9 protein-coding genes are annotated in these 12,757 nt (G+C 73.8%); 7 read left to right on the plus strand and 2 right to left on the minus strand.

The genetic code is table 11. The features are described 5' to 3' along the window. The first annotated feature begins 364 nt into the window (after nt 1-364). The 4 genes from RM788_RS41185 to RM788_RS41200 all read left to right on the plus strand — a co-directional run bounded on the left by RM788_RS41185 (nt 365) and on the right by RM788_RS41200 (nt 8,568). Nucleotides 365-2,944 (plus strand): ATP-binding protein, encoded by a 2,580-nt coding sequence (locus tag RM788_RS41185; RefSeq protein WP_315925470.1) that lies wholly within the window; start codon nt 365-367, stop codon nt 2,942-2,944. 494 nt (nt 2,945-3,438) lie between these two features. Continuing rightward, a complete protein-coding gene (locus RM788_RS41190) occupies nt 3,439-6,222 on the plus strand; it encodes a DEAD/DEAH box helicase (protein ID WP_315925472.1) in 2,784 nt (927 codons plus the stop codon). 258 nt (nt 6,223-6,480) lie between these two features. Beyond that, nucleotides 6,481-7,260, plus strand: a complete 780-nt coding sequence (locus RM788_RS41195) for a DUF4333 domain-containing protein (RefSeq protein ID WP_315925474.1) — start codon at nt 6,481-6,483, stop codon at nt 7,258-7,260. A 102-nt stretch (nt 7,261-7,362) separates the two neighbouring features. Then, entirely contained in the window at nt 7,363-8,568 is a 1,206-nt protein-coding gene (locus tag RM788_RS41200) for a GNAT family N-acetyltransferase (protein ID WP_315925476.1), read from the plus strand. A gap of 25 nt (nt 8,569-8,593) precedes the next feature. Here the strand turns inward: RM788_RS41200 and RM788_RS41205 are convergent, their stop codons facing one another. After that, the gene (locus RM788_RS41205; protein WP_315925478.1) at nt 8,594-9,412 is read right to left on the minus strand and encodes an SDR family NAD(P)-dependent oxidoreductase; all 819 of its coding nucleotides are present in this window, start codon (nt 9,410-9,412) and stop codon (nt 8,594-8,596) included. Nucleotides 9,413-9,490: 78 nt separating this feature from the next. On the opposite strand from RM788_RS41205, the gene RM788_RS41210 reads away from it, so the two are divergent. The 3 genes from RM788_RS41210 to RM788_RS41220 are packed head-to-tail and all read left to right on the plus strand — an operon-like array spanning nt 9,491 to nt 11,736. After that, a complete protein-coding gene (locus RM788_RS41210; RefSeq protein ID WP_315925481.1) occupies nt 9,491-10,105 on the plus strand; it encodes a TetR/AcrR family transcriptional regulator in 615 nt (204 codons plus the stop codon). Between the two features lie 9 nt (nt 10,106-10,114). Continuing rightward, a complete protein-coding gene (locus tag RM788_RS41215; protein ID WP_315925483.1) occupies nt 10,115-11,341 on the plus strand; it encodes an NAD(P)/FAD-dependent oxidoreductase in 1,227 nt (408 codons plus the stop codon). Continuing rightward, nucleotides 11,338-11,736 (plus strand): tetratricopeptide repeat protein, encoded by a 399-nt coding sequence (locus RM788_RS41220; RefSeq protein ID WP_315925485.1) that lies wholly within the window; start codon nt 11,338-11,340, stop codon nt 11,734-11,736. Before RM788_RS41215 ends, RM788_RS41220 begins: the two co-directional genes overlap by 4 nt. A 47-nt stretch (nt 11,737-11,783) precedes the next feature. Here the strand turns inward: RM788_RS41220 and RM788_RS41225 are convergent, their stop codons facing one another. Beyond that, on the minus strand, nt 11,784-12,725 hold the full coding sequence (locus RM788_RS41225; protein WP_315925487.1) for a 5'-3' exonuclease: 942 nt from the start codon (nt 12,723-12,725) through the stop codon (nt 11,784-11,786). Nucleotides 12,726-12,757 lie beyond the last annotated feature (32 nt).

The raw sequence follows: 12,757 nt of genomic DNA on the forward strand, positions 1-12,757 counted from the left end.
GACAATGGGTCAGGTGCTCGCGCACCACGGGCTTCCCGTCCGCAGCACCCCCCGACTGCGGACGGGAAGCCCGACCCCCCTCTTCTCCCTCCCCTGAGCACTCGGGGACACCGCCCCGACCTCGGTCGGGGTCGAGGTCGGGGCGGCCCCGGTGGCTCCGGCCGACGTCCCCCAGGCCGTGCGAGGCCGTCGCCACCGCCATCGCCCGGCCGGGTTCGGCCGGGAGCACTTCGACATCGGGCCGCGCCATCGGCGACCGCGTGCCTGGAACCGATCATCCGGAAGATCCGGACCCGGTCGGGTGATCCCGACCGATTCCGAACGCTCCGCCCCCGCGCGACGGCGTCCGGGGTTGAATGGAGTCGTGGCGGGGTTCGGAGATCGACTCGACCGGGGTGCCGCGCCGCCGGATCCGGGGGAGGCGCGATCCCTGGACGACCTGATCGCCGGGCTGCGGCTGCTCAAGATCTGGGGCGGCGACCCCTCGTACAAGACCATCGGCGACCGGGTCAACGCGGCGTGGACGGCCGCGGGCAGGCCGCCGGGGGAGCTGGCGAGGAAGACCACGGTGGTCGACTGCTTCCGGCCGGGCCGCAGGCGGGTGAACGCCGACCTGGTCGTCGAGGTGGTGCGCGCCCTGCACCCCGACGCGGGCTACGTCGCCCAGTGGCGGCAGGCGTTGCGCGTGATCAGCGCGGAGACCGGGGCCGCGACCCTGGTCCGGGCCTTGGACGCGTTGCCGGAGGACCTGGCCGAGTTCACCGGCCGTGCCGCCGAACTCGACCGCTTCGCGGCCCTCGACCTGGACGGCGGCGCGGTCGGGATCGCCGTGGTCGAGGGCATGGCCGGGGTCGGGAAGACCGGTCTCGCGATCCACGCGGGTCACGTGCTCGCCCGCGACCGCCCGTGGGACCGGGTGCTGTTCGTCGACCTGCGCGGCTTCCACCCCGACCCGGCCCAGCCGCCCGCCGACCCGGCCGCCGTGCTGGACGGGTTCCTCCGGCTGCTCGGCGTGCCTGGCCAGCGGATCCCCCACGACCTCGACGAGCGAGCCGCCCTCTACCGGGAGCGGCTCGCCGGGTCGCGCGCGCTCGTGGTGCTGGACAACGCCGCGGACACCGACCAGGTCGGGCCGCTCCTGCCGGACGGGCCGGGGTGCCTGGTGCTGGTCACGAGCCGCCGCGGCCTGGACGTGCCGGGCGCGGTCCGGGTGCCCGTGGACGTGTTCACCTCCGACGAGGCCGTCGACCTGCTCCGCCGCGCCGTCCCCGACATCCCGACCGGCGAGGACCCCTCCGCGCCCGTCCGGGTCGCGCTGCGCTGCGGGTACCTCCCGCTCGCGCTGGGGCTGATCGCGGCCCACATGCGCGCCAAGCCGGGGTGGACCGTCGGCGACCACGCCGACCGCCTCGACGAGCTGCACGACCTGCGCCGCCTGGACAGCGGCGTCGAACTCGCCCTCGGCCTGTCCTACCGGCGCCTGCCCGAGGGCAGGCGGCGCGTGGTGCGCCTGCTGGCGCTGCACCCCGGCGCGGACTTCGACGTCCACGCCGCGGCCGCGCTCGCGGGCACCGACCTCGACACCGCGGCCGAAGACCTGCTGCGGCTGCGCGAGGACCACCTCCTGCGGCAGGGCGGGTCCGGCCGGTACTCCTTCCACGACCTGGTCCGCGACTACGCGGCCACCAGGGCCGCCGACGAGGAGCGGCCGGTCGACCGGCGGGCCGCGCTGGCACGGCTGTTCGAGCACCACCTGTGCACGGCGTCGAGGGCGATGGACGTGCTGCTGCCCGCCGAGCGGCACCGCAGGCCCACGGTCGCGCCGTCCGGCCTGCCGCCCGTCCCGATCCCCGACGTCGACGCCGCGCGGACGTGGCTCGACACCGAACGCGCGAACCTCGTCGCCACCGCCGTGCACGCCCCGGCCGAGCACGTCGCCGGGCTGGCCGCCGTGCTGTTCCGGTTCCTGGACCAGGGCGGCCACTACCGCGACGGCCTCGTCCTGCACGGGCACGCGCTGGAGGCCGCCCGGCGGTCGGGCGACCTCGCGGCCGAGGCCCTCGCCGCCACGAACCTCGGCATCGTGCACTGGCAGCTGGGCGACCTCCCGCGGGCCATGGACCTCGCCCGCCGCGCGATGGTGCTCGCCCGCGACCTGGGCGACCGGCGGGGCGAGGCCAGGACGCTCGACATCCTGGGGGCCGTCGCCGAGTCGCTCGGCCGCTACGAGGAGTCCGTCGGGCACACCGCCCGCGCCCTGGAGCTGGCCCGCGAGGCGGGCGACCGCTCGGGCGAGGCCTACCTGCTGATCAGCCTCGGCAACTGCCACCGCCGCCTCGGCCGGTACGGGGAGGCCGTCGACCACCTGGAGCGGGCGATCGCGCTGAGCCGCGAACTGGGCGACCACTTCGGCGAGTCGGACGCCCTCGACCACCTCGGGTTGGTGCACCAGCGGCTGGGACGCCACCAGGAGGCCGTCGATTGCCACCGGGCGGCGCTCGACCGGTTCCGCGAACTCGGCTACCGGGTCGGCGAGGCCCACGCCCTGAACAACCTCGGCTCCTCCTACCGCCTGCTCGGACGGACGGTGGAGGCCGCCGAGCACCACCGGCTGGCGCTCGACCGGTTCCGGGAGCTCGGCATCGCGGACGGCGAGGCCGACGCCCTCAACGGCCTGGGCGAGACCTCCCTCGCCGACGGCCACCCCGACCGCGCGCACGCCCGCCACACGGCGGCCCTCGGGCTCGCCGGCGACCGGTTCGGGCTGGCCAGGACCCGTACCGGCCTCGGCGACGCCTGCCTCGCGCTGGGGGAGGAGGAGCACGCCCGCGAGCACTGGGAACTCGCGCGGTCGCTGTACGCGGAACTCGGCGTGCCGGAGGCTGACGACCTAGACGCGCGCCTGGCGTCGCTCGGCGCGAGTCCCGGTTCGCGTCGCGGTTGAGGTGGTCGGTGGGCAGGGGCTCCAGTTCGTTCGGACGTCGCCAGGAGCGGTGGGAGCCACTGCGGCGGTCCGGTAGCGCTTGGCGTGAGCCCTGGTCCGTGTCGTGGTTGAGGTGGTTCGAGTGCAGGGCCGTCCGGTTGGTCCGGACGTCGCCGGGAGTGGTGGGAGCCACTGCGGCGGTCCGGTGGCGTTTGACGTGAGCCCTGGTCCGTGTCGTGGTCGGTGGGCAGGGGACCGTCGGGTTCGTCCGGACCTCGCCGGGAGCACCGGGAGTCGGCATGGCCGTCGGTCGTCCGACGTCGTCGGGCGTCGTCGGGCGTCGTCGGGCGTCATCGGGCGTCGTCCGGTGTCGTCCGGTGTCATCCGGTGCGAGCCGCGCGCCGGGTGACCACCCCGCCCGCCCCGGCGCCACCTCCCGCCGGAGGGCGTTCGTCACCACACCGCGACCGGATATCTTCACCGCTTTTGTCGGTGCCGTGTGACAGCCTTGAGGAGTGTCTCCCCGCTCGAACGCCCCCACTTCCCGGTCCCCGGCGTCCTCGTACGCGGACGCCCGCCGCCGGGCGTCCCATCCGCGGCTGACCGACTTCCTGTCGGTGCTCTCGTTCGACCTCGACCCGTTCCAGCGCACCGCCTGCGAGGCGTTGGAGGAGGGGCACGGCGCGCTGGTCTGCGCGCCGACCGGCGCGGGCAAGACGGTGGTCGGCGAGTTCGCCGTGCACCTCGCGCTGGCGCAGGGCCTGAAGTGCTTCTACACGACGCCGATCAAGGCGCTGTCGAACCAGAAGTACGCCGACCTGGTCGCGCGCTACGGCGCGAAGTCCGTCGGCCTGCTGACCGGCGACACCTCGGTCAACGGCAACGCGCCCGTGGTGGTCATGACCACCGAGGTGCTGCGCAACATGCTCTACGCGCACTCGCACACCCTCGAAGGCCTCGCGTACGTGGTGATGGACGAGATCCACTACCTCGCCGACCGCTTCCGCGGCGCTGTTTGGGAGGAGGTGATCCTGCACCTGCCGGACGAGGTGCAGCTCATCGGCCTGTCCGCGACGGTCAGCAACGCCGAGGAGTTCGGCGAGTGGCTGGTCGAGGTGCGCGGCGACACGAAGGTCGTCGTCGACGAGCACCGGCCCGTGCCGCTGTGGCAGCACATGATGGCGGGCGGGCGGATGTTCGACCTGTTCATCGGCCAGACCGCCGAGGGCGAGGCGCGGATCAACCCTCAGCTGCTGCGGCACACCGAGGACCTGGCGCGCTTCCACGTGCCGTGGAGCCGGTCGCGCAACAACAAGGACAGGGGCGGCCGGGCCGCGCCGCGCAACTCCGGGTTCAAGCCGCCGTCGCGGCTGGAGATCATCGAGCGGCTGGAGGCGCAGAACCTGCTGCCCGCGATCGACTTCGTGTTCAGCCGCGCGGGCTGCGACGCGGCGGTCGCCCAGTGCGTGCGCTCCGGCCTGCGGCTGAACACGATGGAGGACGCCGAGGTCGTCCGCGGCATCATCGACGAGAAGACCAAGGACCTGCCGGAGCCCGACCTGAGGGTGCTCGGCTACTGGGAGTGGCGCGACGCGCTCGAACGCGGCATCGCGAGCCACCACGCCGGGCTGCTGCCGGCGTTCAAGGAGACCGTCGAGGAGCTGTTCGTCCGCGGCCTGGTGAAGGTCGTGTTCGCGACCGAGACGCTGGCGCTGGGCATCAACATGCCGGCGCGCACCGTCGTGCTGGAGAAGCTGGTCAAGTACAACGGCGAGGCGCACGTCGACCTCAACCCCGGCGAGTACACGCAGCTCACCGGGCGCGCGGGGCGGCGCGGCATCGACGTCGAGGGCCACGCCGTCGTGGTGTGGCAGCCCGGCGTGGACCCCAAGCAGGTGGCCGGCCTCGCCTCCACCCGCACGTTCCCGCTGCGCTCGTCGTTCCGGCCCGGCTACAACATGGCCGTCAACCTCGTGCACGCCCTGGGCGCGGCGAAGGCGCGCGACCTGCTGGAGCAGTCGTTCGCGCAGTTCCAGGCCGACCGGTCGGTGGTCGGGCTGGCGCGGCGGATCGAGCGCAACCGCGAGGCCCTCGACGGGTACGCGGAGGCGATGAGCTGCCACCTCGGCGACTTCACCGAGTACGCGGCGCTGCGCCGTCGGGTCACCGACCGGGAGAAGGCGCTGTCGAAGCAGAACAGCTCGTCGAAGCGGGCCGAGGCAGCGGCGTCGCTGGAGCGGCTGCGCAAGGGCGACGTGATCGCCGTGCCGTCGGGGCGGCGGTCCGGGCTGGCCGTGGTGATCGACCCCGGCGTCGAGCCGATGGGGGAGGCGCGGCCGCTGGTCGTGACCGAGGACCGGTGGGCGGGGCGGCTGTCGTCCGCGGACTTCCCGGTGCCCGTCGAGGTGCTGGGGCACGTGAAGCTGCCCAAGCAGGTCGACGTGCGGTCGCCCAAGTCGCGGCGCGACCTGGCGTCGACGGTGCGCAACACCGGGATCGTGATCCCCACCGTGCGGCGGAAGAAGTCGACCACCGACGAGGACGCCGAGCTGGCGACGTTGCGGCGCGCGCTGCGGGCGCACCCGTGCAACGCGTGCGACAAGCGCGAGGACCACGCCCGGTGGGCGGAGCGCTACCACCGGCTGCTCGCGGAGACGGAGCTGCTGGAGCGGAAGGTCGCGGCCACCACGCACTCGCTGGCGCGGGAGTTCGACCGGATCCGGGCCCTGCTGCGCGAACGCGGCTACCTGGAGGCGCACGAGAACGGGCCCGGTGAGGAGGTGACCGAGCACGGGAAGCGGATCACCCGCATCTACGGGGAGTCGGACCTGCTGACGGCGGAGTGCCTGCGGCACGAGATCTGGCGCGACCTCGGTCCCCCCGAGCTGGCGGCCGTGGTGTCGTCGCTGGTGTACGAGGCGCGTCGGGACGGGCCGACCGAGACCAGGCTGCCCGCCGGGCCGATCTCGGAGGCGATGGCGGCCACCGCCCGGCTGTGGGTGGAGATCGAGGACGACGAGCGGCGGCACCGGCTGGACCGCACCCGGCAGCCCGACCCCGGATTCGCGTGGCCGGTGTACCGGTGGGCGCGCGGCGAGTCGCTGGAGAAGGTGCTCGACGCCGGTGACACCGGCGGGACGGAACTGGGCGCGGGCGACTTCGTCCGGTGGTGCAGGCAGGTCGTGGACCTGCTGGACCAGATCCGCAACGTGATGGGGCACGCGGACCCGGTGGGCGCGTCGGCGGCCAAGGCCGTGGAGGCGCTGCGGCGGGGAGTCGTGGCCATGGCGACGGTGTGACGTCGTCGCGGGTCCGGCGCGCGGCGCACGGGATGGTCTCGGTACGGTGAACACGCCGTCTCAGCCCGCGCGCCCCCGCGGTTCCCGGCCATCACCCGAGCGCCGGGACCAGCGCCGCCGAGTGGCCGCCGCCATGGGCACGGTCTGGCCAAGGTTGGCGGGGCGGATGGGTACAGGGCGTCATCCTGTGGTTTGATCGCGCCCGCAACCTGTAACGCGTCACAAGTGTGCGCGAAGACCGATCTCCGGAGGCCGAGCATGTCCAGTCCGTACGGACCGCCCGGAGGGAACGACCCGCAGCAGCCGCAGTGGGGGCAGCAGCCCCCGCAGCACCCGGCGGGTGGTGGGTACCCCGGTACTCCGTCGGGCGGGTTCCCCGAACAGAACCCATACGGGCAGCCCGATCCGAACCAGCAGCAACAGCAGCCGCAGTGGGGGCAGCAGCCCGCGGGCCCGCAGCCCACGCAGCAGTACCCGCAGAACCCGCAGAACCCGTACGCGACGCCGCCGGGTGGAGGCCAGTTCGGGCAGGACCCGAACCAGCAGCAGAACCCGTACGCGACGCCGCCGGGAGGCGGGCAGTTCGGCCAGGACCCGAACCAGCAGCAGAACCCGTACGGCGCTCCGCAGCAGGGCCAGTTCGGCCAGCAGCAGAACCCCTACGGCCAGCCGAACCCGTACGGCCAGCAGCAGAACCCGTACGGCCAGCAGCCGAAGAAGTCCAGTGCCGTGGTGTGGGTGGTCGTCGGCCTGGTGGTCGTGGTGCTGGCCGCGATCCTCGTCACCGGTTTCGTGACGCCCGGCTTCTTCGTCTCCAAGGTGTTCGACAACACCGAGGTGCAGAAGGGCGTCGTCTCGATCCTCAAGGACGAGTACAAGATCCCCGACGTCGAAAGCGCGACCTGCGCCGGCGAGCACCCGGTGAAGGTGGGGGCCACCTTCGAGTGCACCGCGAAGGTCGGCGGCAACGACAAGAAGGTCAAGATCACCGTCAAGACCGCCGACGGCGAGTACGAGGTCGGCCAGCCCACCGGCTGATCCAGCGCGTCTCCGGAGAAGCCACCCGAGCCCGGCTCGGGTGGCTTCTCCGCGTCGGAAAACCGGTCGCGCGAACGGGGTCGTGCCGGGCAGTATCAAGCCGTGGCCGACCATGACATCCGCGTCCTCGACGAGTCCCAGGTGCGCGCCGCGCACACCCTCTTCCGCGGCTCGCTGCACACCGCGCCCGCGCCGGACGAGAAGTGGGAGCAGGTCAAGGACTCCTACGTGCCCGGTCGCGCGCTCGGGGCTTTCCAGGACGACGAACTCGTGGGCACCGCCCAGTCGTGGGCCGCGGGACTGGCCGTCCCCGGTGGCGCCGAGGTCCCGCTCGCCGCGGTCAGCCGGGTCGGGGTGCGGGCGGACTGGACGCGCCGGGGCGTGCTGAGCGCGCTGATGCGCCGCCAGTTCCGCTCCTTCCGGGAGGCGGGCGAGATCACCGCGACCCTCCGGGCGTCCGAGACCACGATCTACGGCCGGTTCGGCTACGGCGTCGCCTCGCGCGGCCGCAACGTGACGGTCGACCGGTACCGCGCCACCCTGCTGCCCTCGGCGGGCACCGGGGGCCGCATCCGGCTGGTCGACAAGGACACCGCGCTGGCGCTGGCGCCCGTGATCTACGACTCGGTCGGCCTCACCAGGCCCGGCATGACCGCGCGCTGGCCCGCCTGGTGGCTGCTGAACCTGCCCCGCGCGCTCAACGACGAGAACGCTCAGCTCGCCGTGCACCGCGGCCCGGACGGCGACGACGGGTACGTCGTGTACGAGGTCAAGTCCTCGTCCACCGGCCACGGCAAGCGGGTCCTGACCGTCGTCGACCTCGTCGCCGCCACCCCGGCGGTGTGGGCCGAGCTGTGGCGCTTCGTGTTCCGGGTCGACGTCGTCGACGAGGTCGTCGGCGAGCTCCGCCCGGTCGACGAGCCGCTCGAATGGCTGTTCGCCGACCGCCGCGTCGTCAAGGTGACCGAGGTCGAGGACGAGACGTGGCTGCGCCTGGTCGACGTCCCCGCCACCCTCGCCGCCCGCTCCTACGGCCGGGCCGAACCCGTGGTGATCCAGGTCCGCGACCGGTGCCTGCCGGAGAACGACGGCACCTACCGCGTCACCCCGGACGGCGCCGGGCGCACCGACCTGCCCGCGGATCTCGCCCTCGACGTCGACCTTCTCGCTGCCATCTACCTCGGCGACGTCCCCTTCAGCGCCCTGGCCGCCGCGGGCCGCGTCGACGTCCTCGACCCGACCGCCCCGGCCCGTGCCGACGCGCTGTTCGCCAGTGCCCAGTCACCGTGGTCGGGGACGTACTTCTGAGCCCCCGGACCGTTCGCCACGCGGTTCACCGCGTGGCGAACGGCGTCGGCAACTCCTCCGTCACCGCGTGCAGCCGCTCCGCGTCCGCGTGGTCGGCGGCGTCGATCGCCAGTGGCAGCCGCTTGCGCCCCGCGTACGCGCTCAGCGGCGCGTCGGGGCGGTTCCCGATGAGGTCGGCGAGCGGGAGGACGGCTTTTTCGGGCGCGGTGCCCAGCGTCCTGCCCAGCAGGTTCACGACGGCGCGTTCGGGGCCGTTGAGCGCGCCCTGGTGCGCGGTCCGCACGAAGCCGGGGTTGTAGAGCGCGTAGCGGAGGTGGTCGGTGCCGACGCGCAGCCCGGACAGCAGGCCCAGCCGCCGGGTGTGCAGGTTCGCGGCCTTCCAGGTGAACCCGTCCTCCAACTGCATGTCCTCCCACCGCACGGCGTCCGCCGGGGCGCCGGGAACGGTGGTGTCCAGGACCAGCGGCGCCGACGCGGCCTGGAGCGAGGGGCGCAGCCGGGTCGCGAGCAGGTGGCGGCTCAGGTAGTGGAGCGCGAACGTGTGCTCGAACCCCTCCTCGGTCACCACCCGCTTCCGGTGCACGTAGGCCGCGGCCAGCACCAGCGCGTCGACGACCGGGAACGCGGTGGCGACCTCCCCGGCCACCCGCAGGTTCTCCGCGACCAGCCGCAGGTCGGCGCCGATGAAGTGCGCCGATCCGGAACCGCCCGCGGCCGCCACCAGCGCGTCGAACTTCGTCCTGCTCCGGCCCACCACCACGACCGTCCCTCCCCGCCGCAACCGGTGGACGGCCAGCGCGCGGCCGATGCCGTCGGTACCCCCGGTGATCACCGTCGTCGTCATGGAAGCCTCCCGTTCCGGAACCTGTGTTCCGGAACAACGTATACGGAACCTGCGTTCCGCAACAGGTAGGGTCACGACATGCCGGGCACACCACGACGTCAGCGCTGGGACGCCGCGCGCAACCGCGGCCAGGTCCTGGAGGCCGCGCGGCGGTCGTTCGACGAGCGCGGACTCGCGGCGGACGTCCGGGAGATCGCGCGGCTCGCGGGCGTCGGGGTCGCGACGCTCTACCGGCACTTCCCGACCAAGGACGACCTGGTCCGGGCCGTCGTGGCGGACGACCTCGCCGAGTGGTCCACCGGCGCCGACCGGGCGGTCGCCACCGAGGACGCGTGGGTCGGGCTGGTGGTGTTCGTCGAACTGACCCTGGGCACGATGGCGCGGCACCGCGCGGTGCTGGACGGGTTCACCAGCCCGGTGGCGCCCGAGGCGTTCGAGGCCTGCCAGGCGCACCTGCGCGGCCACCTCGACGGCCTGGTGCGCCGCGCCCACGAGCAGGGCGCGCTGCGCCCGGAGGTCGACGCGGTGGACGTGTGCCTGCAGATCATGGCGCTCGGCCGGGTCGTCGAGCTGACCGCGCGCGACGACCCGTCGGCGTGGCGCAAGCACACCCGGCTGGTGCTCGACGGCCTGCACACCCGCTCCGCTGTGGACGGTCGTGCCCGTCATGCGGACCCCGGCACGCGCGGTTAGCGTCTGGCCATGGCGCACGTGGTGGTCGTCGGGGCGGGGTTGGCCGGGTTGAGCGCGGCCGACGTGCTGTCCGGCAAGGGGATGGACGTGTCCGTGCTGGAGGCGGGCGACGACGTCGGCGGGAGGGTGCGCACCGACGTCGTCGACGGCACCCGGCTCGACCGCGGCTTCCAGATCCTGCTGCCCGCCTACCCCGAGGTCGTGCGCCGGTTCGACCTGGAGGCGCTGGACCTGCGACCGTTGCGGTCCGGAGCGTTCGTGCACGAGGGCGGGCGGCACGACCTGCTCGCCGACCCCCGCGGCGGTCCGGCGGCGTGGCAGGGCATCGTCGCGCAACGGGTGCTGGGCCTCGGTGATCTGCTCGCGCTGGCCGGGTTGTCGGCCCGCGACTGGCTCGGGCCCGCCGGCGCCATCATGGGGTCCGTCGACCGGTCCACGGCCGCCGAGCTGAAGCGCTGGCGGCTGTCCGACCGGGCGGTCGACACCGTGCTGCGGCCCTTCCTGTCCGGCGTGTTCCTGGAGTCGGAGCTGTCCACGTCCTCGCGGTTCTTCCACCTTGTGTGGCGCAGCTTCGCCCGCGGCGGCGCGGCCCTGCCCGCCGCCGGGATGGCCGCGCTGCCCCGCCAGCTCGCGGGCAGGCTCCCCGAGGGCGCGGTCCGGCTCGGCGCCGAGGTCGTCGGCGTCCGCGACGACGGGGTCGACCTCGCGGGCGGCGAGCGGATCGCGGCCGACGCGGTGGTCGTCGCCACCGACGGCGACGTCGCGGCCAAGCTGCTCCCAGGCCTGCGCGAACCCGCGTGGCACGGCGTCACGACCTGGTACTTCCGCCCGCCGGTGTCACCGCTGCGCGATCCCGCGCTGCTGGTCGACGGCGACGGCGGCCCCATCGTCAACACCGCCGTCATCTCCGAGGCCGTGCCGTCGGACCTGCCGGTCGTGCAGGCGTCCGTGCTGGACGCCTCGATCGGCGAGACCGCCGTCCGGATGCGGCTGGCCAAGCTCTACGACACGCACACCGGCGACTGGGAACTGCTGGCCCGCTACGAGATCCCGCACGCGCTGCCCGCCATGCCCGCCCCGCACCGCTTCCGCTCGCCGGTGCGCGTCGGAGGCCGCCGCTACGTGTGCGGCGACCACCGCGACACCAGCTCGATCCAGGGCGCGCTGGTGTCCGGGCGGAGGGCCGCGGAGGCCGTGCTGGCCGATCTCGGGCGGGGCGGGACACTGGGCGCGTGACCGACGAAGCAAGCCTCCGAACCGCCGCCGAGGCGGGGGACGTGAAGGCGATGATCGACCTGGCCGACCTGCTCACCCCGACGTACGAGGAGGACGACGAACGGCGGGCCGAGGCCGAGTCCTGGTTCCGGCGGGCGGCCGAGACCGGCGACGTCGAGGCCATGATGGCGTTCGGCCAGTTCCTGTACTACGACGACGTGCAGGAAGAGTCCGCCGAGTGGTTCCAGAAGGCGGCCGACCTGGGGCATGCCCCGGCCATGGCGGGCCTGGGCGACTACTACGACCACATGGGCGAGGAGGCGGAGTCCGAGCGGTGGTACCGCCGCGGTGCCGAACTCGGCGACGAGAGCGCCAAGTCCAACCTCAGGGCGCTGCTGTCGATGCGGAACCGCTGACCCGCCCCGACCGGTGACCGCGTTCTCGCGCGGTCACCGGCGGGTTCCTAACGGCGTTCCAGCGCCGACACCAGCCGCGGCAGCGAGCTGCCCAAGCCCCAGCGCTTCCCCAGTTCGGCCACCCGATCGGGGTCCACGGGACCGGCGGGCACGGCGTCGGGGCGGTCCATCACGACGGGCGCGTCCACGGCGACGTTGACCACGGTCGGGGCGGCGGCCAGGTACGACTCGGCGGCGATCAGGCTGTTGCGCGCCCGCGTGGTCAGCTTGCGGTCGCGGGGGTCGTTCACGGCCGCCAGCACCGCTTCGAGCGACCCGAACTCGGTGATCAGCTTCGCGGCCGTCTTCTCGCCGATGCCCGCGACACCGGGCAGGCCGTCGGACGGGTCGCCGCGCAGCACCGCCATGCCCGCGTAGGCCGCGCCCGCGTCCGCCACCGGCAGCGCGTACTTCGCGGCCAACTCCTCCGGGCCGAGCAGCTCCGCCTTCGCCCAGCCGCGGCCGACGTACAGCACGCGCACCGGGGTGGGGGTCTCGCGCACGACCTGGAACAGGTCTCGGTCGCCGGTCACGACCTCGACAGGGTCGGACTTCTCGTGGTGGGCCAGCGCGCCGATCACGTCGTCGGCCTCGTACCCGGACGCCTCGGCGGTCGCGATGCCGACCGCCTGGAGCACGTCCATGATGATCGGGACCTGCGGCGTGAGGGTGTCCGGCACCTCCTCCGAACCGTCGGTCGCCTCGGCGGCCACGCGGTGCGCCTTGTACGACGGCAGCGCGTTCGTCCGGAACTCCGGGCGCCAGTCGGCGTCCATGCAGGCGACCAGGCGGCCCGCGCGGCGCTCGGTGATGACGCGCGCGATCGTGTCCACGAACCCGCGCACGGCGTTGATCGGCGTGCCGTCCGGGGCGGTCATCGATTCGGGCAGCGCGTAGAACGCGCGGAAGTACAGGCTGGCGGAGTCGAGCAGCACGAGGGGTTGGGCCACCGGGCAAGCGTGCCAGACTCCGCGACTCCCGC

This window comes from Umezawaea sp. Da 62-37, from assembly GCF_032460545.1.
GTDB lineage: Bacteria > Actinomycetota > Actinomycetes > Mycobacteriales > Pseudonocardiaceae > Umezawaea.